This window comes from Vibrio sp. 1731, assembly GCF_033339955.1.
GTDB lineage: Bacteria > Pseudomonadota > Gammaproteobacteria > Enterobacterales > Vibrionaceae > Vibrio > Vibrio alginolyticus.
This window is the reverse complement of record NZ_JAWOVO010000007.1, coordinates 113,733-135,544: the sequence shown is the minus strand read 5'-3', so window position 1 is coordinate 135,544 and position 21,812 is coordinate 113,733. Positions and strand designations below refer to the sequence as shown.

16 protein-coding genes are annotated in these 21,812 nt (G+C 46.1%); 7 read left to right on the top strand and 9 right to left on the bottom strand.

The genetic code is table 11. The features are described 5' to 3' along the window. Window positions 1-22: 22 nt before the first annotated feature. The 7 genes from acnB to R7035_RS10280 all read left to right on the top strand — a co-directional run bounded on the left by acnB (window position 23) and on the right by R7035_RS10280 (window position 8,794). Window positions 23-2,620 (top strand): bifunctional aconitate hydratase 2/2-methylisocitrate dehydratase, encoded by a 2,598-nt coding sequence (acnB, locus tag R7035_RS10310; protein ID WP_065274831.1) that lies wholly within the window; start codon window positions 23-25, stop codon window positions 2,618-2,620. A gap of 99 nt (window positions 2,621-2,719) precedes the next feature. Then, window positions 2,720-3,088 (top strand): YacL family protein, encoded by a 369-nt coding sequence (locus R7035_RS10305; RefSeq protein ID WP_065274830.1) that lies wholly within the window; start codon window positions 2,720-2,722, stop codon window positions 3,086-3,088. Between the two features lie 188 nt (window positions 3,089-3,276). Beyond that, entirely contained in the window at window positions 3,277-3,615 is a 339-nt protein-coding gene (locus tag R7035_RS10300) for a P-II family nitrogen regulator (protein ID WP_005386570.1), read from the top strand. 27 nt (window positions 3,616-3,642) lie between these two features. After that, complete coding sequence (locus R7035_RS10295) at window positions 3,643-4,872, top strand: ammonium transporter (RefSeq protein WP_005386568.1); 1,230 nt, start codon at window positions 3,643-3,645, stop codon at window positions 4,870-4,872. 152 nt (window positions 4,873-5,024) lie between these two features. Beyond that, window positions 5,025-6,038: a Fe(3+) ABC transporter substrate-binding protein gene (locus tag R7035_RS10290; protein ID WP_005386566.1), complete on the top strand. Its 1,014-nt coding sequence runs from the start codon at window positions 5,025-5,027 to the stop codon at window positions 6,036-6,038. A 99-nt stretch (window positions 6,039-6,137) separates the two neighbouring features. Then, window positions 6,138-7,763 (top strand): ABC transporter permease, encoded by a 1,626-nt coding sequence (locus R7035_RS10285; RefSeq protein WP_025768193.1) that lies wholly within the window; start codon window positions 6,138-6,140, stop codon window positions 7,761-7,763. Further along, entirely contained in the window at window positions 7,763-8,794 is a 1,032-nt protein-coding gene (locus R7035_RS10280; protein ID WP_005380055.1) for an ABC transporter ATP-binding protein, read from the top strand. The genes R7035_RS10285 and R7035_RS10280 overlap by 1 nt, the downstream gene beginning before the upstream one ends. Before the next feature lie 157 nt (window positions 8,795-8,951). On the opposite strand, the gene R7035_RS10275 is transcribed toward R7035_RS10280, so the two are convergent. The 9 genes from R7035_RS10275 to R7035_RS10235 form a co-directional block, all read right to left on the bottom strand. Continuing rightward, on the bottom strand, window positions 8,952-10,364 hold the full coding sequence (locus R7035_RS10275; protein WP_005380053.1) for a phosphoglucomutase/phosphomannomutase family protein: 1,413 nt from the start codon (window positions 10,362-10,364) through the stop codon (window positions 8,952-8,954). Between the two features lie 125 nt (window positions 10,365-10,489). Then, the gene (locus R7035_RS10270; protein ID WP_039984526.1) at window positions 10,490-12,898 is read right to left on the bottom strand and encodes a GH36-type glycosyl hydrolase domain-containing protein; all 2,409 of its coding nucleotides are present in this window, start codon (window positions 12,896-12,898) and stop codon (window positions 10,490-10,492) included. Window positions 12,899-12,982: 84 nt separating this feature from the next. Then, window positions 12,983-14,902 carry a beta-N-acetylhexosaminidase gene (locus tag R7035_RS10265; protein WP_005380048.1) on the bottom strand — a complete coding sequence of 640 codons (1,920 nt, stop codon included), beginning with the start codon at window positions 14,900-14,902 and terminating at the stop codon, window positions 12,983-12,985. An 8-nt stretch (window positions 14,903-14,910) separates the two neighbouring features. Further along, complete coding sequence (locus tag R7035_RS10260) at window positions 14,911-15,801, bottom strand: N-acetylglucosamine kinase (RefSeq protein ID WP_054576320.1); 891 nt, start codon at window positions 15,799-15,801, stop codon at window positions 14,911-14,913. A gap of 2 nt (window positions 15,802-15,803) precedes the next feature. Beyond that, a complete protein-coding gene (locus tag R7035_RS10255; RefSeq protein WP_054576319.1) occupies window positions 15,804-17,543 on the bottom strand; it encodes a glycoside hydrolase family 9 protein in 1,740 nt (579 codons plus the stop codon). A 63-nt stretch (window positions 17,544-17,606) separates the two neighbouring features. Then, a complete protein-coding gene (locus R7035_RS10250) occupies window positions 17,607-18,602 on the bottom strand; it encodes an ABC transporter ATP-binding protein (RefSeq protein WP_005380041.1) in 996 nt (331 codons plus the stop codon). Window positions 18,603-18,649: 47 nt separating this feature from the next. Beyond that, window positions 18,650-19,633 carry an ABC transporter ATP-binding protein gene (locus R7035_RS10245; protein WP_005380040.1) on the bottom strand — a complete coding sequence of 328 codons (984 nt, stop codon included), beginning with the start codon at window positions 19,631-19,633 and terminating at the stop codon, window positions 18,650-18,652. Between the two features lie 2 nt (window positions 19,634-19,635). Next, window positions 19,636-20,661 carry an ABC transporter permease gene (locus R7035_RS10240; RefSeq protein ID WP_047102642.1) on the bottom strand — a complete coding sequence of 342 codons (1,026 nt, stop codon included), beginning with the start codon at window positions 20,659-20,661 and terminating at the stop codon, window positions 19,636-19,638. 2 nt (window positions 20,662-20,663) lie between these two features. Beyond that, window positions 20,664-21,650: an ABC transporter permease gene (locus tag R7035_RS10235; RefSeq protein WP_005380038.1), complete on the bottom strand. Its 987-nt coding sequence runs from the start codon at window positions 21,648-21,650 to the stop codon at window positions 20,664-20,666. Between the last annotated feature and the right edge of the window lie 162 nt (window positions 21,651-21,812).

Sequence of the window (21,812 nt, the reverse complement as noted above, 5' to 3'; positions counted from 1 at the left end):
ACCGCAATGAGAGGAAAAAGTCGTGCTTGAAGCCTACCGTAAACACGTCGAAGAGCGTGCTGCTGAAGGAGTTGTTCCTAAACCGCTAGACGCAGAACAAGTTGCTGGACTTGTAGAACTTCTGAAAAATCCCCCGCAAGGTGAAGAAGAAGTCATTCTTGACCTACTTGAAAACCGTATCCCTCCAGGTGTTGATGAAGCTGCTTATGTAAAAGCGGGTTTCCTAACAGCAGTAGCAAAAGGTGAAGTTAAATCACCATTAGTGAGTCGTGAAAAAGCGGCTGAACTGCTAGGCACTATGCAAGGTGGTTACAACATCGAACCGCTAGTTGAGCTATTGGATGATGAAGCACTGGCAGAGATCGCAGTAAAAGCGCTGTCTCATACGCTGCTGATGTTTGATGCTTTCTATGACGTAGAAGAGAAAGCGAAAGCAGGCAATGCGCATGCACAGAAAGTACTTCAATCATGGGCTGATGCTGAGTGGTTCCTTTCTAAGCCTAAGCTTGAAGAAAAAGTCACTCTAACCGTATTTAAAGTAACAGGTGAAACGAACACGGATGACCTTTCACCTGCACCTGACGCTTGGTCTCGCCCTGATATCCCAGTACACGCACTGGCGATGCTTAAAAACGAGCGTGAAGGAATAAACCCTGATCAACCGGGTACTATTGGCCCGATCAAGCAAATTGAAGAGTTAAAAGACAAAGGCCATCAATTGGTTTACGTTGGTGATGTTGTTGGTACTGGCTCTTCACGTAAATCTGCAACCAACTCAGTGCTTTGGTTTATGGGTGATGATATCCCTTACGTTCCAAACAAACGAGCTGGTGGGTATGTGCTTGGTGGCAAAATTGCCCCTATCTTCTTTAACACAATGGAAGATGCTGGCGCACTACCAATCGAAGTTGACGTAACTAAGCTCAACATGGGCGATGTTATCGATGTTTACCCATATGAAGGTAAAGTTTGCAACCACGAAACTGGTGAGGTTCTAGCTGAGTTCTCGCTAAAAACAGAAGTACTGATTGATGAAGTTCGTGCTGGTGGTCGTATCCCATTGATCATTGGTCGTGGTTTGACAGACAAAGCGCGTCAATCGCTAGGTCTTGAGCCTTCGGACGTATTCCGCAAACCAGGTGAAATCGCAGATTCTGGCAAGGGTTACACGCTTGCACAGAAAATGGTTGGTAAAGCATGTGGCGTAGAAGGCATCCGTCCTGGAACCTACTGTGAGCCGAAAATGACGACAGTAGGTTCGCAAGATACTACTGGCCCTATGACTCGTGATGAACTTAAAGACTTGGCGTGTCTCGGCTTCTCTGCTGATCTTGTCATGCAGTCTTTCTGTCACACATCGGCTTATCCAAAACCAGTAGACGTTAACACTCACCATACACTTCCGGACTTTATTATGAACCGCGGTGGTGTATCTCTTCGTCCTGGTGACGGTATTATCCACTCATGGCTAAACCGTATGCTACTACCGGATACTGTCGGTACGGGTGGTGACTCACATACTCGTTTCCCTCTGGGTATTTCATTCCCAGCCGGCTCGGGCTTGGTTGCCTTTGCAGCTGCGACAGGCGTTATGCCGCTAGACATGCCAGAGTCAATCTTGGTTCGTTTTAAAGGTGAGATGCAACCGGGTATTACACTGCGTGATCTTGTTCATGCCATCCCTTACTACGCGATTCAGCAAGGTCTACTAACGGTAGAAAAAGCGGGCAAGATCAACGAGTTTTCTGGCCGTATCCTTGAGATTGAAGGCTTAGAAACGCTAACGGTTGAGCAAGCATTTGAGCTTTCTGATGCATCTGCAGAGCGTTCGGCGGCAGGTTGTACTGTGAAATTGTCTCAAGAGTCGATCGAAGAGTACTTAAACTCTAACATCGTGATGCTGAAGTGGATGATCTCTGAAGGCTACGGTGATCGCCGTACTATCGAGCGCCGTATTACTGCAATGCAAGAGTGGCTAGCAAACCCTGAGCTGATGCAAGCAGATAAAGACGCTGAATACGCACATGTGATTGAAATCGATATGGCTGAAATCAATGAGCCAGTACTATGTGCACCGAATGACCCAGATGACGCTCGTTTGTTGTCTGAAGTACAAGGCACAGCGATTGATGAAGTGTTCATCGGTTCTTGTATGACGAACATCGGTCACTTCCGCGCAGCAGGTAAATTGCTTGATAAGTTCAATGGCCAGTTAGCGACGCGCCTTTGGGTAGCGCCACCAACAAAGATGGATAAAGACCAACTGATTGAAGAAGGCTACTACGGTATCTTCGGACGTGCAGGGGTTCGTATTGAAACGCCAGGGTGTTCACTTTGTATGGGTAACCAAGCACGTGTTGCAGATAAATCAACAGTAATGTCGACTTCAACGCGTAACTTCCCGAACCGTCTGGGTACTGGGGCGAATGTTTACCTATCGTCAGCTGAGCTAGCTGCAGTAGGTGCAATTCTAGGTAAGATTCCAACCAAAGAAGAATACCTAGAATACGCGAAGCAAATCGACGCTACGGCAACGGATACATACCGCTACTTGAACTTCCATAAAATGGATCAATACACCAAGAAAGCGGAAGAAGTGATCTTCCAAGAACCGGCATAATCAGAAATGCACAATTCAAAAGCACCTCATATGAGGTGCTTTTTTTATGGGAGCAATTCGCTATACTCGCACCAAATTGATACGAAATAGGCAATCTCGGTGGAATTTGAATTCATTCGTAACACGTTGATGGGCGAGTACTACGTAAAATGTAGCATGGGACATGAGATTGTAGGGCGCTGGTTGCAAGAAGAAATTGGCAAAGAGCCGATGAAGATTGCACAGGTTGAAAAGCTAATTGAGCGGTCATTTTCAGCGCCTTCTCAGGAGCATAACCTTACAGGCACGGAAATTAGCTTGATGATTCAGGGCGACGAAGTTCTTGTACAAGAAAACGCATTAGCCCATGAATATGATGTCGAGATGGAAAGTGAGTTCGACTTCTACAATGCAGAAAGTACAGCAAGTTGTGGGATAGAGGATTTCATGGCACTTATCGAACAGTGGAAAGACTTTTTGAACATTTAATGCACAGTTTTGGGTAACTTCTCTGCCGTTGCTTTAAATTTGTGAAAAGGGCGCACCGATATGGTGCGCCCTTTTTGTTTATAGATATGTAAATTGAGGTTAGTTTTTATTATTCAATAACTTAAAAACTTGGCACGTAGATTGGATTATAAGAAGTGTTTCAGGATGAAAGCTTCGGAGATAACTCAATGAAAATAATCAATGCCATTATTAAGCCGTTTAAATTAGACGATGTACGAGAAGCATTGGCTGATGTCGGTATCGAAGGGATGACAGTATCAGAAGTTAAAGGGTTCGGTCGTCAAAAAGGTCACACGGAATTGTATCGCGGTGCAGAGTATCAAGTCGATTTTCTACCAAAGGTGAAAATTGAAATCGCGACTCACGCAGACAATGTAGATCGCGTTGTTGAAGCAATTACAAAAGCTGCGCAAACCGGAAAAATCGGCGACGGTAAAATTTTTGTTTACGATCTGAACCAAGCGGTGCGTATCCGAACTGGCGAAATGGACGCAGAAGCACTTTAAGAATTCAAAGGATTGGAGATACTTATTATGGAATTAACAACAACAGTAACCGAGTTACGTTACGCACTTGACACCTTTTTCTTCCTCATTTCCGGTGCGTTGGTAATGTGGATGGCAGCAGGCTTTGCGATGCTAGAGGCTGGCCTTGTGCGCTCTAAAAACACAACAGAAATTCTTACGAAGAACATCTGTTTGTACGCCATCGCATGCACGATGTTTCTGATTGTCGGTTATAACATCATGTATGTCGATAATGGAGAAGGAGGCTGGTTACCTTCATTTGGTACGCTAATTGGTACTCAAGGTGAAGGGGCCGACCACTCTTTAGAGTCTGACTTCTTCTTCCAAGTTGTCTTCGTTGCAACTGCTATGTCCGTCGTTTCTGGTGCGGTAGCTGAGCGCATGAAGCTTTGGTCTTTCTTGATTTTCTCTGCGATTTTAACTGCGTTTATCTATCCAATGGAAGGTTACTGGACATGGGGTGGAGGCTTCCTAGCAGAAGCTGGATTTAGTGACTTTGCGGGGTCTGGTATCGTACATATGGCAGGTGCTTCTGCTGCTCTTGCTGGTGTGTTACTGCTTGGCGCGCGTAAGGGTAAGTACGGTAAAAATGGTGAAATCTATCCGATTCCAGGTTCTAACATGCCTTTGGCAACGTTGGGTACTTTTATCCTTTGGTTTGGCTGGTTTGGATTTAACGGTGGTTCTCAGTTGATGGTTTCAGATTTTGAGAATGCTACAGCGGTAGGTCAGATCTTTCTAAACACTAACGCAGCAGCGGCTGCTGGTGCAATTGCGGCGCTATTCGTTTGTAAAACTACTTGGGGTAAAGCCGATTTAACGATGATCCTCAATGGCGCGCTAGCTGGCTTGGTTGCCATCACTGCAGACCCTCTATCGCCATCACCACTGTACGCGGTTGCGATTGGTGCGGTGTCGGGTGCACTAGTAGTATTCAGTATCATTGCTCTAGATAAACTTAAAATTGACGATCCAGTAGGTGCTATCTCAGTTCACGGTGTGTGTGGTTTCTTCGGCCTAATGGTAGTGCCACTGAGCAACGGTGATGCAACGTTTGGTGCACAGCTTTTAGGTGCCGTAGTTATCTTTGCTTGGGTATTTGGTGCTAGCCTAGTTGTGTGGGCAATCTTGAAAGCGACCGTTGGGATTCGCGTTACAGAAGATGAAGAAATGGAAGGTATGGACATGCATGATTGTGGTGTTGGTGCTTACCCAGAGTTTGTTACGGTGAAATAATCATTAGCTTGTAATAAATGGTTACACACTTAACACAATAAAACCTGCTCCGATGAGCAGGTTTTTTAATATTCGTCATTGTCTTCTTATTGAACATACATATAATAACGCAACTGATAAACGTTATCATTAGCATGGTAAAGGATTAAACAATGAAAAAACTGCTAACTCTTTCAGCACTAACTTGCGCTACTCTAGCTCCAACAGCAATGGCTGCTGAAGAAGTGAACGTCTACTCTTACCGTCAACCTTTCCTAGTTGAACCTATGTTCAATGAGTTCACTAAAGAAACTGGTATCAAAGTAAACGTAAAATTTGCTAAAAAAGGCTTAGCAGAAAAGCTAGCTCAAGAAGGTGAGTACAGCCCTGCTGACGTTATTCTTACGACAGACATCAGCCGTCTAGCTGAACTGACAAACAAAGGTTTAGTTCAGAAAGTCGATAGCAAAATCATTGAAGAAAACGTACCTGCTCAATACCAAGATAAAGAGAATGAGTGGTTTGCTCTAACTCTACGTTCTCGTAGCGTTTATTCATCACGTGATCGCGTAGGTAAACTAGGCGCAGATTTCAACTACGCAGACTTAGCTAAGCCAGAGTTCAAAGGTAAAATTTGTACTCGTAGCGGTAAGCACCCGTACAACGTTTCTCTAGTTTCAGCAATGATTGCTCACAATGGCGAAGCAGAAACCAAAGAGTGGTTAGAAGGCGTGAAAGCAAACCTTGCTCGCAAACCACAAGGCAACGATCGTGCACAAGTTAAAGCGATCAAAGAAGGCCTATGTGATGTTTCTCTAGGTAACAGCTACTACCTAGGTAAAATGGTTAACGACAAAGAGCAAAAAGCTTGGGCTGATGCAGTTTACATCAACTTCCCTAACCAAGAGACTACAGGCACTCACGTGAATATCTCTGGTATGGCGATGGCTAAGTACTCTCCAAACAAAGACAATGCTGTGAAGCTAATGGAATTCCTAACGGGTGACAAAGCGCAGCAAATGTACGCAGAAGTTAACTACGAGTACCCAGTTAAAGAAGGCGTGAAGCGTTCTGAGCTTGTGGAATCTTGGGGTGACTTTAAAGCAGACAAGCTTTCTCTAGACGATATTGCAGCCAACCACGAAGCGGCAATTAAGCTATTAGATGAAGTGAAATTTGACCTTTAATTCCTTGTGGGGGTATAACAGTACCCCCATTTGATTAAAGGATATGAGATGTATTTGCAACAGCATTTGTATTTCATACAGCCTTGCAGTAATTAGGCGATGAAAGATAAACACTCTTTATGGAAAACCAGTAGTGGGGTAATAACTCTGCTACTGGTTTTGCCGATCTTAGCGATCTTCTACACCGCAATTGGTGAAACGGATGATTTGTTTGCTCATTTAATGGCAACGGTCATGCCGACTTATATTTTTAACACGGTTGCGCTAACTGTTGGCGTAATGGTGCTGTCCTTAATTCTTGGTATTCCAAGCGCTTGGATAATGGCCATGTGTAAACTGCCGACCGAAAAATGGTTGCAGTGGGCATTGGTGCTACCTCTTGCAATGCCAGGTTATATCATTGGTTATATTTTTACTGATTGGTTTGATTTTGCAGGCCCGATTCAGATCTTTTTGCGTGATGTAACCGGATGGGGACCTGGCGAGTATTGGTTCCCTGACATTCGTACGTTGCCTGGTGCGACCTTTGTGTTGGCTTTGGTGTTGTATCCTTACGTGTATTTATTGTGCCGGGCTGCGTTTATGGAGCAAAATGTATCTTTATTGCAAAGCGCGCGTTTGCTCAAGTGCTCTCCATGGGAAAGCTTTTGGCGCATCTCGATGCCGTTAGTAAGACCCTCTATCGCAGTAGGTTTATCATTGGTCGCAATGGAAACCATCGGTGACTTTGGTACGGTAAGTTACTTCGCGGTGAATACGTTAACCACAGCGGTCTACGATACTTGGTTGGGGTACTCTAATCTTAATGCGGCAGCCAAGATTTCTGCCATGATGCTCGTCATTGTAGTACTGCTTCTTAGTGCCGAACGATACAGCCGCCGTAAACAAAAGCTTTTTCAAAGCCAATTTAACAGTCACGAAGATTTTCGTTACGAGTTGACGGGCTGGAAAAAGTGGACCGCACTGGTTTGGTGTTGGGGCTTGGTTTCAGTCGCTTTTATTTTGCCGCTACTACAGCTGATTGATTATGCGATCACTTATTTTGCGCAGAGTTGGACCTCAGAGTTTCGTGAATACGCATGGAATAGCTTAGTTGTGTCTGTTATTGCTGCGATTATTGGTGTTGCTGTCGCACTGATCGTTAACTTTACCCATCGAGTCAGTGGTAAACGAGAAAGCTTGGCATTTATGCGTCTTTCTTCTATGGGCTATGCAGTACCAGGAACGGTACTAGCCATCGGTGTGATGGTCGCTGTGCTGTTTATGGATCATCGTGTCAACGATGTTGCTAAAGCCATGGAGTGGGGAAGGCCGGGACTTATCTTTTCTGGTTCCATGTTCGCACTAGTATTTGCCATGGTTGTGCGCTTTTCCGCGGTAGCGATTGGTAGTATCGAAAGTAATTTAAATAAAATTTCTCCGTCGTTAGATATGGCATCGCGCACTATGGGTTGTAAGCCCAATGCCATGCTGTGGCGCGTGCACTTTCCGCTGGTTAAGCGCGGTGCACTGATTGCGGCTTTATTAGTGTTTATCGAGTCGATGAAAGAGCTTAATGCGGCTTTGTTACTTCGTCCGTTTAACTTTGAAACACTAGCCACATACGTTTATAACTTCGCCTCGGATGAGCATTTAGAATTGGCCGCTTTGCCAGCGGTTCTGTTGGTTCTTGTTGGGTTGATCCCGCTTGTTGTTGTTAACCGTTCACTGGAGCAAAATCACTGATGAGCTGTGCATTATCAATTAAAAACCTAACGTGCCAATATGACGATCAAACTGTACTCGAATCATTGTCTCTTGAGGTAGAACAAGGGCAGATTGTCTGTTTGCTAGGAGCCAGTGGCTGTGGGAAAACAACACTATTAAAGGCCGTTGCGGGATTATTGCCGTTAACGTCAGGCGAAATGAGTCTAAATTGCGTCACAATTGATGATGGGGAAAACTGGTTGCCGCCAGAACAGCGTAATATCGGGATGATTTTCCAAGATTACGCACTTTTTCCTCACTTGACGGTGGAGCAAAACATTGCCTTTGGCTTAAAGCAGTGCTCGACAAAAGAGAAAAATGCCAAAGTTCAAGAGATGTTAGAACTCGTGCATCTTCAAGGTTATGGCGATCGTTATCCTCATCAATTGTCTGGTGGACAGCAGCAGCGTGTTGCGATTGCTCGCTCATTAGCTTACAGCCCAGACTTATTGTTACTTGATGAACCGTTTTCTAATATTGATACGCAAGTTCGCCATGAGTTGATAAGTGAGATCCGTAAGATTTTTAAGGCCCAAGGTGTGACTGCCATTTTTGTTACGCATAGCCGTGAAGAGGCTTTTGCTTTCGCCGATAAAATGGCAGTGATGAACAATGGAGTCATCGAGCAATATGGCACAGCATCTGAGCTTTACTACCAGCCTTCAAGTAAATTTGTCGCTGATTTCTTAGGTGGTGGCAGTTACCTTGCTGCTAAACGGGTTTCGAATTCAGAATATGAAACCCACTTGGGCGTGGTTGAAGCCACGGCTCAACAAGATATTCCAGTACAGGCGGAGTGCTCTTTACTGCTAAGACCGCAGCATGTGCAAATTCAATCCGATGAAGATAGTTCGGTAACCGTATTGGAACAGCATTTTATGGGTGATCACTGCCGTTATGTGATTAACGCGAATGGTGACCGTTTGTTAGCTACAGCTTCGCAAGCATTAAATATAGGTGAGTCCGTCGCGGTGAAAATTGAAACGCAAGGCGTCCTGGCATTTGCTTAACGCTCCTGAGTATCTTTTCTATCTCGTTTACGACTTCCCAACATACAATAAAAAAGCCCGGCTGTGGAGCCGGGCAAGTGCTCTTCTCCTGTTGATGAGCGCCTTTTCAGAGAGCGTTGACTCTCATCATAGTGCTCGAAGCGGGCACAAGGTTCAGTTATAAAGACAAGAAGTCTTTAAACTGTTGAAGAACACGTTCCGCAGTGTCCTTATCTTGCATCTCTGCAAAAATTCGTAGCAGTGGCTCAGTGCCAGAGAAGCGAGCGATGATCCAACCGCCGTTCTTGAAGTAGACTTTCGCACCATCTTCATAGCTGACTTTTTCGATTTCAAACTCAAACTCAGGCAACTGCTTTTCAACATAAATCTTGTTGAACAGTACGTCTTTTTGCGCTGGTTTGAACTTGCAATCGCCTTCTGCCATGTAGGCATAGCCGTACTTGCCGTAGATTTCATCTAGCAACTCAGACAGCTTCTTGCCGGTTACTGAAATCATTTCTACCAATAGGCTTGATGCGAATACGCCGTCTTTACCTTTGATGTGGCCGCGAATGGTTAGGCCACCAGAGCTTTCCCCGCCAATCAGTGAGTCATCCGCTTCCATTTGGGAGCTGATGTGCTTAAAGCCTACAGGAACCTCAAAGCATTTCTCGCCATGATCTTCGGCGACTTTATCGAGAAGGTGGGTGGTTGCGATGTTACGTACCACGGAGCCTTTCCAGCCTTTGTATTCAAGTAGGTAGTAGTAAAGCAGCAGTAGCACTTCATTTGGATGAATGAAGTTACCTTTTTCGTCGATAATACCAAGACGGTCCGCATCGCCATCAGTACCGATGCCAATATCGTAACCTTGCTCTTTCACTAGGTGCATCAAACGGTAGAGTGTTGCAGCGCTTGGCGAAGGCATTAACCCACCGAAGTCTGGGTTTTTGCCATCGTTAATCACATCAACGTCACAGCGGCCGTTGATTAATACGGTTTGCAGTGCGTTTTTCGCGACACCAAACATTGGGTCGATCAAAACACGTAAATTCGCCTTCTTGATCGCTCCGATGTCGATAAAGTCGATGATTGAGTCAACGAATTCGTTCATCGGATTGATGATTTCAATCAGCTTATCTTCAACCGCTTGTTCAAAGTCGACGCTTTTTACATCTTGCGCAGTGAGCGCGTCTATTTGTGATTCGATTTTTTGGGTGATGATTTCATCTGCGTCACGACCACCTTCAATGAAGACTTTAATGCCGTTGTAATCGGCAGGGTTGTGTGATGCGGTTATACATGCCGAGTATGCGCAGCCCATTTCTTTCGCTTTAAACATTACGATAGGTGTTGGGACAAATTTGTCGATAAAGCTAACCATAATGCCGTTTGCTGCTAGAACTTCAGCGAACCAACGACCTGCTTTATCGGAAAGAAAACGACGGTCATAGCCAATCACAAAACCGCGATCAGCAACCGATTCGTTATTCGTGATGTTTGCAACTGCTTGGGCAACCAAGCGTACGTTATCTTTGGTGAACTCCTCACCAATAAATGCACGCCAACCGCCTGTACCAAATTTGATCATGATTCGATCCTCGATAAGAGCGGCATCCCACCGCGTCTTAAATCTTTGCTAGCGAACCGATGCACTTCTCAAACTCAAGTGCATCGGATAAATCAAAAGGGGAAAAGCTCTCCCCCAAAAGATGATTAACCTAGAGTAACGATAACTTCGTTTACTGAACCTTCCGCTTGAACTGGTACAGAGGCACCATTCACCGCTTCACCGTTCACAGTAATCGACTTAACGCCTTTGCTTACTGAGTCTGGGTTAACGACTTTGATGTTGTACGTTGCACCTAGCCATTGACGAGTCACTTCGAAACCAGGCCAGTTCGTTGGGATACATGGATCGATAGTTAGGCCATCGAAGCCTGTACGCACACCAAGGATAAAGTTGGTAACAGCGAAGTAAGCCCAGCCAGATGTACCTGTTAACCATGGGTGGTTTGCACGACCGTGGTCTTGGTGGTCACGACCCATGATGAACTGCACATAGGAGTACGGTTCTGCGATACGTTTTTCGATGATGTCGTTCTGGTTGTATGGGTTTAGTGCATCGTAGAACTTCATTGCACGATCACCACGACCCAGTTTCGCTTCAGCTACCCAAGCCCATGGGTTTGGATGCGAGAAGATCGCCCCGTTCTCTTTTACGCCTTGGTAAACACGAGTTACGAAGCCGATATCATCATTCGGTGTTGCAAAAGATGGTGAGTTTAGGTGAAGGCCGTATTCAGAGAATAGGTTCTCATCGACAGCGTCCATCGCTTTTTCGCCGCGCTCTTGAGATACCGCACCAGAAAGTACCGCAAGTGTGTTTGACTCTAGGTGTACTCGGCCTTCCGCTTGTTGCGCAGTACCGATCTTGTCGCCATTCTTCGTCAGACCACGGATGTACCAACCGCCTTCGTCATCCCAAAGGTGGGTTTCACACGCTTCACGAACGTTTGCTGCCATCACCGTGTATTTTTCAACGTCGGCTTCCTTACCTAGGTATTTCGCTAGGTCGATGAACTCCTGCAGTGCCCAGAAATGTAGGAACGACACCATTGAAGATTCGCCACCACCTAGGTTCAGACAGTCGTTCCAGTCTGCACGCAGACCTTTACAGATACCGGTTTGACCTACGTATTCAGCCGAGAAGTCTAGTGCGGCTTTCATGTGGTCATAAACCGTTGCATCGCCACCGTCGGCGTAAGGGATCACTTCGTCAAAGAAGCTGTGCTCACCGGTTTCCATCACGTACTTACAGATGGTTGGAACTAGCCATAGGTGGTCATCAGAACAGGTGTCTTCGATGCCGTGAATTTTGTCTTCATCAGAAGGTGTTGGAACTACGGTTGGAGATTTAGATGGTTTAACATCCGCTTTTTCTGGATCAAACCAATCTGGATCGAATAGGTGTAGACCGTAGCCCGCTTTTACTTGGCCGCGCAGTAGGTCAACGATACGTTTGCGCGTCATTGCTGGGTTAGCGTGAGGAACTGAGATTGCATCTTGCGCTGTATCGCGGTAACCAAGACCAGTACGGCCTCCCACCTCGATGAATGAAGCAAAGCGAGACCACACCACACACGTTTCCGCTTGGTATAACGTCCAAGCGTTGATCATGGTATCTAGACCTTCGTTTGGTGATTTCACTTGGAACTTGCCACAACGCTCATCCCAGTGTGCTTTGATACCCGCAAATGCGTTGTCGACTTCTGCAAGGTCTTGGTACTTAGCACGCAGACGCTCTCCGTTGCCTTTACCGATACCGAGAATGTAAGCAAAGCGAACTTCTTCACCCGGCTGAATAGTAAATTGCTTATGCAAAGAGCCACAGTGGTTGTAACAAGTTTGCGCTGTATTGAAACACTTACCTTGTTCTACCGCTAACGGGTTTGCTTCGTCACGGTATAGGCCAAGGAAGCTGTCACGTTGGCCGTCGTATGAATCTGGGTCAAATGTTGAAGCTAGGTAGTAGAAGCCTTCGAAATCGTTGGTGTTGTAGTACAGGTCGTACTCTATCACGCCTTCGTTGTAAGCCGTACCTGCCGAGTACAGAGACATCTGATGGTTTTGGTTATCAGATTGAATGTGGCTGAATGAGAACTCAACAAATGAGAATGCACTGATCGTACGTGGTTTGTCAGAGGTGTTTTTAATCACTACATCCCAGATTTCAGCGTCTTCGCCTTTTGGCACGAACAGAGTTTTTGTTGCGGTAATACCGCTGTATTCACATTTGAACTTAGAGTAAGACAAGCCGTGACGAACTTCGTAGTTTGCTTCGTCTAGGCTCTTCGCAACTGGTTGCCAAGAGATTGACCAGTAATCACCTGTCTCATCATCACGCAAGTAAACGTAGTGTCCTGGGCGATCGAATGTCGCATTTGGACGGAATTTAGTAACACGGTTGTATTCTGGAGAGTTGTAGAACGAGTAGCCACCCGCGTTGTGCGAGATAACAGTACAGAACTTCTCAGTACCTAGGTAGTTGGTCCATGGTGCTGGTACGTCAGGGCGAGTGATGACGTATTCGCGATTCTCGTTATCGAAATAGCCGTATTTCATTTGTGTCTTTCCTTTTTACGAAGCTGCATCAGCAGCCAAAATTTAAAAACTCTTCAAGCGTGATGTTTCGACATCAGTTTTGTATTACTTCCACGGTTTACGGTAATTCACTCCCTGCAAATCAAGCAGAGGTAGATGGCCTTTCAAGCGTGATAAATAGTCGGTCCAATCTCGGTGTTGTTTGTCTGTCCAACATGCTTCTGCCATTGCAGTTAAGCGAGGGAAGATCATGTAGTCCATGCGAGGTTGGTTATTGATAATTTCGCACCATAATGCTGTTTGAATGCCCCAAATGCGCTTACGTATTGGGTCGTCAGCAGGCACTTCAGCGAGCGGCTCGTAGTTGTAAGCTTTTTCTAGTGGTAGTGGGTTTGCCCAGTCCACGCCCGGTTCTTCAGGTGCGTAGTCTTGGGTCATATCTAGGTAAGTGGTTTGTGCTGGTTGCAGCACCACATCAAAGCCTTGGCGAGCACAGTTCAATGCCGCTTCTTCGCTTAGCCATGAGTAGATCACCGTATCTTTACTGACTTTGTCGCCGTGTTGAGCCTCTTCCCAGCCCAGCATGCGTTTGCCCAATTTACGAAGTTTGTCTTCGGCATAACGCAAGAAGTGTCCTTGCAAATCTTTGTAGTCGCTGTAACCCAGTTGTTCCATTAGTGCTTGGCATGCTGGGCTTTTTGACCATACGCCGTTAGGTACTTCGTCGGCACCAATATGAACGTAAGGCGCAGGAAAAAGCGCAGAGACTTCTTCTAGCACTTTGTCGATAAATTCATAACTCCCCGGCAGAGCAGGGTTAATGACGTTGTCGTTGTAATGCTGAATACTGCGGTATTCGGTGGTATCTTCCGCTTCTACCAATAGGTGTGGTAACGACTTGATGGCGGCTCGGCAATGACCAGGTACATCAATTTCAGGAATGATGGTGATGCCGCGTTGCGATGCAAATTCGATAACGTCTTTGATGTCTTCTTGTGTGTAGAAGCCGCCGTAACGTTCATCAAAGTGCGTGTACTGTGGTTCATTGATCTCATCCAATCCGCGCCAAGCACCAATATCGGTCAGTTGAGGCAGTGATTTGATTTCAATTCGCCAACCCTCATCGTCGGTAAGATGCCAATGGAACGTATTGAACTTGTAATGAGCCAGTTGGTTGATCAAGCGTTTGACTTGCTTAACGGAGTGAAAATGACGAGCACAATCGAGCATCATACCGCGGTAACGAAAACGTGGCCTGTCCTTGATTGAACAGCAAACTACTTCCATTGAGTTAGGTTGATCGCCAACTTTGATTAGTTGTAATAACGTTGCACAAGCATGGGTAAAACCAGACGAAGATCCTGCTTCAATTTTGATTGACTCTTCGGCTACTTTCAGTTTGTAAGCGCCTTCATCCAAGGTTGGGTTGCCTTTGAAGATGATCTGACTGCCATTGTCTGATGCGAACTCAAATTGGTGAATGCGCTTAAGCTCATCAAGTAGCCATTCTTTAGCTGAATTGGCCAGGCTTGAATAAACCGCGACGCCAGCATGATGATCAAAGCTAAAATAGTGATCGCTGACCTCAATATGGTTTGGTTTTGGCAGCAAGGGCTGTGCATGGGTTAAACTTGCCGGAATCTCACTGCGTTCACGGTATGGTGAAGCTAATACGATAGGCGTGACATCCACTTGTGCGCGCTGTGGGTTTCCATCAACGACAAAGTTGATCATCGCTTCGTTAAAGCCATCCGAGTAATAACGGAATGGGTTCGAACCAATACTGAATTCACAGTAATAGTGATGGTTGGCAGCCAGTACCACCCCTTCTGGCTTAAGTGTGCAAAAACTACCAATTTGAGTCAGTTGACCATTTGAAACGCTGTCTGGAAGAATGTAACGATCGAAAGCGAAAGTTAAGCTCCAGCTGTTTAGGTCTTGGTCGCTCAAGTTATGAAAGGTGAGGCCAAAGCGGCAGTTTTGTTTCTGCTCAGAAAGGACTACGAGATCAACACGATATTCCATATCTACTCCTACGCCGCACTGAGCGAGTAAAGGTTATGTTCTGGTTTGCCAGCAAACATAATTGCGCCTTCAATCGCGTCAAACTGTGGCTCAACAATCCATTGCTGAACTGGTGGTGAAAGCCAACGTACAATGCGTTCAGCTATGCTGCCCATTAGACAAATACGTGTTGCGCCGCGCTTGTTTAATGCCACGAGAAACATTTCTATATCCGCTGCGGTTTGCTTCAGCATTTCAATGGCCAGTGCATCGCCTTGTTCCGCATGTTGGAAAATAGCCGGAGAAAACTGCCCATAATCACGAGGAAGCGCCTGTTTTGACCACGCCACCACGTTGTCGACCTCATTTTTGAAATGCGTCATAACATGTTGTGCTAGGGGCGTTTTTTCTCTGATGCCATCTTCAGCTAACAAAACTTGCTGAACTAGGCGTAGCCCCATCACTGCGCCGCCACCTTGATCCGAAATAGGGAACTCACGACCACCGACAACGTGTTGCTCCAATCCTTTAAGGTAGATGCCACAAGAACCGGTTCCCGCAATCATGATTGCGCCATCTTCGCCATTGTGCGCACCAACGCACGCACCGTAAGCATCGGTATTCAGAGTTATACTGGCAAATGGATGAGGAAGAGACATGAAGGCTTGCCAAGATGCTTTGTGCTCTGCGCCAGCAAGGGCTAAGCCGACGTGCATCGACGCGAAATCTTGTTGTGTCAGACCGCCTTGCTCGGTAGCCGAAGTGATGGATTCAAGAATCGAAGCCATTGCTATTTCAGCACCTAGCATGATGTTGGCACTGCCGCTTTTGGCCTCGCCAAGAAAATTACCTTGTGAATCTTTAATCCTGGCTCGACATGACGTGCCGCCACCATCGATACCGACAAAATACATTCCCATGATTATTCTTCCTTCATATTTTTAGAGGTCGCCAACTGAGAAACATGCTGAGCTTGACTCATTATCGCGAGTAAGTACCAAGCGCCATGCGGGATCCATTGTTCGCCCCAGCGCCAGTTTTGTAACACGTCTTCTTTTTGTGCTGGTGGGTTAAATGCAATGTCTTCCTCGTCTTCAAAGCCGCCAGTGATTCCGTTACACACGCCACCTTTTGCGTTGAAGAAACCATATTGAGGGAGGTAATCAGGGTTGTTACGACCATGGCCATCTAGCATGCACATGTCGTATGGGTTTAAGCCTACAATCCAGTTCAATGCATCTTGAGCAAACACAGAAAGTTGTTGCTGTACTTCTTGCGACGCTATATGCGGTTGAGCAAGGTACGCCATGGTCGCGAGTGAGCCCAGTCGAGCATTCTCGCCTTGCCACCAATAGCCAGATTCATTGTTGTGTGCGACAAAAAATGCCTCGCGTTTTGACTCATTTACGCCTTTGACATATTGGCGAGGGTAACCGAATGGGTTGATCACTTTATTCGATATTGTGATCTCAAACTCACACGCTAGGTTGACGATACGTTTTACCGATTCCGCTCGTGCTGAGTCGTCTTCAATTGATAGATATTCGCATAGGGCAATAACTGGTAGACCAGCTTCGGCTGCGTGAAAATATGGACGGCTGCCGTCTTGGTTTGCTGACCAAAAGTGTTGAATCTGTTCGTCGCTCATTTGGCGTGCAACTAAACGTTGCGCCCACAAACGGCTCTCTTCCAAGTAGCGAGTTTCTTTGGTTGCTTTAAACAGTTCTACACAAGCCAGTAGCGCACAGTATTCGTCGATAATGTTTTCTTCCCCATCATTGAGGTACTGCGTATTGTGCTCTTTTAAGTGCCAGTAACCATTTTCGGCAGCGTTGCGGTATTTTTGTTGATCGTATTCACCGTGAACACTTAAACGCGACGCTGCCGCTAGCGCTGCAATGGCGACACCGCCACCTTGTCGAAAGCCTGCTTGATAGTCGTCAAATTTGTGACCAAGTTGAGTTTCGTACGCGCAAATCTCGCGTTGCGCAGTATCTTTGCTCCACTTGTCAAAGACCGTCATGTAGAAAAAGCCTTTTTCGTTTTGCATACGCACAAGAAAGTCTGCACCGAACAGGGCTTCTTCAATCAGACGTGTACGTGTGAAAGCTGCAATGTCTTTGCTTCCTTCAAGCAACGAAACCCCTTTTAGGATGTTCCAAACCACCATTGGGGTTTGTTGAGGATTCAAATAATTCGCGTATGAAAGGTGACTTAAATACTTGCTAACGTCTCCTGATGCGTCGTACCAGCCGCCGTGTACATCAACCTTTTTATTGGAGTTTAGTACTGGAAGTTGTCGATCTTGTTGATCGAAGATCCCGCCGCAACGTTGCGATTTGAAGTAGTGGATCACATCTGACAAAGTTTGATCCAACAGAATGTGTTCGCCAACGATGAAAGAGGAAGAGCGCGTATCTTCTACTTGCAAGAAATAGTCACCTGATGTTGTGAAAGAGGAAAAGTCGATGAGGTAGAAATAGCCCTGATGCCAGTTCGCCACTTTACCTTGTTCTTCAACCGCAAAAGTTGCCACGGTTTGCTCGCTAGTGGCACAAATCAATTGAGCAGTGTAAGAAGACAAGTGTGGTTGTTCGGTCTGGATAATGGCTTTCTTTGGGCCCAGACGTTCATAACCAATGTGGTTAGTCAGTAGCAGCATTCAATGTCTCCAGGAAACGATAAAAACAGGAATGGGCCAGGCTGAACCTGACCCTCGTTATGATTAATCTTCAAATAAGTAACAGCGGACAAAGTGGTTGTCGGACAGTTGAGTGACGCCCGGTAGTCGTTCGCGACATTTGTCGGTAGCGTGTACACAACGTCCAGCAAATGGACAGCCGACAGATTCTGGTGTCCAAAGTGGGATTTCCCCTTTGTTGCCTTTCAGTTTCTCGTGAATAGACTTCGATGGATCTGGAACCGCAGATACCAACAGTTGCGTATATGGGTGTTGAGGGTCGTGAATGATTTCTTCAGTATCGCCCCATTCAACCATGTGACCTACGTACATGACCGCGAGATCTTCAGCAATGTAACGCGCTGTTGCGATGTCGTGAGTGATGTAGAGCAGAGACATTTGTTTCTCGAACTTCATCTCTTCCATCAAGTTCAAAACGCCAGCGCGGATCGATACATCGAGCATGGATGTTGGCTCATCCGCCAAGACTACTTCAGCTCCAACCGCGATGTTACGAGCCAGGTTGACACGCTGACGCTGACCGCCAGATAGCTGGTGCGGGAACTTTTGCGCCGTTTCTTTTGGTGGAATAAGACCAACTTGTTCAAGTAGGTCGTACACACGCTCTTCCAGTTCTTTCTTGTTGCCCGGTGCTACTTTCTTATGAATCAGCAGCGGGCGCGCAATATGGTGGAAGATATTGTGCGTTGGGTTTAGCGAGCCAAACGGGTCTTGCCACACCATTTGTACACCTTCACGGTAGGTCATTAAATCGTGACGAGAGGTGATGTCTTGGATATCACGACCTTTGTATTCAATGATGCCATCGGTTGGTGCGTACATTTTTGCAATCATTTTTGCAGTAGTAGACTTACCTGAACCAGATTCACCTACCACTGACAAGCCGCGGCTCTTGTACATTTTGAAAGAGACGTCGTTGATTGCGCGCATCTTAGATTGTTTGATTGAGTTACTGTTTAAAGGGAAGTCCTTAACGACATTTTTACCCTCAATCAGCAGTTCGCCGAATTGTTTGCTCATAATTCTCTCCAGTGTAATTTTTGTTCTTAGCTAGCGTTTTTTTGTTGTTAAACCTTAGCTTGAGCAATGGTGTCGCCGTACAAATGGCAATTTGAGAGGCGACCTGGTTCAATTTGACGTAATTGGGTTGGTACACGTGTACATGCTTCATGTACGCGATCGCAACGAGCTTGGAAGCGGCAGCCCCGTGGTACTTCTAGCAAGTTCAACGGGTTACCTGGAATACCAGTCAATTTGGTCTTTGGTCCAGTTAGTGGAGGGAAAGAGCTACCCAAACCTTTGGTGTAAGGGTGGTAAGGACTTTCCAGAATTTGCTTAGAAGGCGCGACTTCAATCAACTCACCTGAGTACATGATGCCGATACGATCCGAGAACTCGACCATCAATGACAAGTCATGTGTGATGAACAGAATTGAGAAACCAAACTCTTCTTTAAGCGCGTAAATTTTTTGTAGAATTTCACGTTGAACCACTACATCCAATGCGGTAGTCGGTTCGTCCATGATGATCATTTTTGGGTTCAGAGCCAAAGCGATTGCGATTACTAGACGTTGACGCATACCACCAGAGAACTGGTGCGGGTAATCACTCAATCGGCTAGGGTGGATATCAACGATTTCCAGCAGACCTTCAGCGCGTGTTTTTGCTTGAGCGCGAGTCATATTGGTATGACGCATGATGACGTCACAGAACTGCTCTTCCATGGTTAGAACAGGGTTCAAAGCGTTCATCGCACTCTGGAATACCATCGACATTTCACTCCAGCGGAACGCTTGCATGCGATCATCGCTGTACTGAAGGATATCTTCACCGTTGAAGATAACCTCACCACCTGTGATAAACGCTGGTGGCTTATGAAGGCGCATTAGTGAGAAGGCAACAGTGGATTTGCCACAGCCAGATTCACCAGCCAGACCGAATACTTCACCTGGTGCAATGTCGAAGCTCACGTTGTTACAGGCGCGGACATCGCCCGCGTCTGTGATGTAGTCTACGCATAGGTTACGGATGGAAATTAGTGGTGCAGTCATGATTATTTATCTCCGCTCCATAGTGCATTTTGTGGTGCCAGTTCAGGCTCACGCTCTTTCTTGTCTTTTGCTGCTAGTTTTTTCCAGCGTTTCATGCCTTTGTGAGAACGAAGTTGAGGATTCGCAATTTCGTCAACGGCAAAGTTCAACAGAGCAAGACCAGTAACCAGTAGTGTTAGGGCAATACAAGGTGCTAGTACTTCCCACCATGCGCCAATCAGCATGGCTGATGAGGTTTGCACGTTGTAAAGCATGATGCCCCAACTGATCGTGTTGGCATCACCCAAACCTAGGAACGAAATGACCGCTTCAGTGTTGATCGCCAACATTACTGAGCCAATGAAGCTCGCACCGACAATTGGGATAAGGTTTGGTAAAATCTCAACGAAGATGATGCGGAATGAAGACTCTCCCAATACTTCGGCAGCTTTAACGAACTCTTTCTCGCGTAGTGCCATAGTTTGAGAGCGGACAACACGTGCACCCCATGCCCAAGAAGTACCAGCGATAATCAAGGCAATGGTGAGTGGGCCTGCTTCACCGATAAAGGCCGCCAACACGAATAGCAATGGATACTGCGGGATTACTAACATGATGTTCATCGCGGCACTCAATACGTCATCCACTTTACCGCCGAAGTAACCTGCCGATATACCAATGACTGTTGCTAAGAAACACACGATGATGCCAGCACCAAAGCCTACACCCAGTGATACTCGTGCACCGTAAGCCACCTGCGACCAGATATCGCGACCCATTCGGCTAGTACCTAATACGTGGTCGGCCTTTTTAGACATAAGCAGTGTACGACGATCGTCTGCTAGGTTTTTAGCGACCCAACCATCAGGGTTGTTTTGTGCCTGTTTTACAACAAAGCTTGGGTATTCGTGTGGGTTACCGGTTCGCTTGTCTGGCGCATGCTTTGTAAGTAAAGGAGCGGCAATCGCAACGAACACGAACAGCGTAACAATGCCAAGACCAATGCGAGCAAATGCGTTACCTAAAATAAGTTTGAATAGTTCTTTCATGATTATTTGCCTCCCGTACGTAGGCGAGGGTCTAGAATCATGTACAGCATGTCAGCCATTAAGTTGAAGCACAGCATGAACATCGTCATGATAATTAACTGACCTTGAAGTACTTGGTAGTCACGAGCGTGAATTGCGTTCAATAGAACAGTACCTAGGCCTGGGTAGTTGAAAATCATCTCGATGATTAATTGACCTCCAATGGCCATACCTAAAGACATAGACAGTGCGGTAACACTTGGAAGTAGTGCGTTACGTGCGGCGTAATTAAAGACGACGCGGTTTTCACTCAGCCCTTTACCTTTAGCCATCGTGATATAGTCTTCGGCGAGAAGGTTGATCATGTTGTTACGCATGTTAACTAGGAAGCCACCAATTTGAACGATGGTTGCACAGAATAGAGGTAATACAGCGTGGTAACCCACGTTCTTGATGAACTCCCAGCTTGTCCAATCAGGAATAGTACCTGGCGTGTAAGCATAGCCAGATGGGAACCATTTCAGGCCAATCGCAAAGGTAAACAGCGCTAACATTGCGATAACCATTTGTGGAATAGCTTGAATGATCAATGTACCAGGCGTTACGAATGCATCGTACTTACTACCGCGCTTCCAGGCGGCAAAAATACCAAGGACAGAAGCGATGGAGAAAGAAAGTACAACCGCAGTACCAGCTAGAAATAGTGACCAGCCAAATGCACTACCTAGTAAAGAATTAACTGAAAGTGGGTAGAACTGGATTGAGGTGCCCAATTCCCAACTTAGAATGTTTTTAATGTACGAGAAGTACTGAATGTAAATTGGCCCATCAACGAAACCGAGCAGTTCTTTCATTGCTGCGATTCGTTCTGGAGTCACCTGTACTGAAGCATTAGCAAACATCATGGTAACTGGGTCACCAGGCATTGCTCGCGGAATAATAAAGTTTAACGTCGCTGCAACTAAGAGCGCGACAAGATAGAACGACAAACGTCTTAAAAAATAACCCATAACTCACACCTTACTCACCCAGATTTTTTCCCTGTTTCTGGTTTCAGGTCGCTCCTAGCGAAATTTAGAGCGAAAAATCCCCTGACGACGAGCGCCACATATTGGTTTCGTTAACAAGGGATTTTTATAGGCGGCACACGGGATGTATGCCGCTTGAAATGA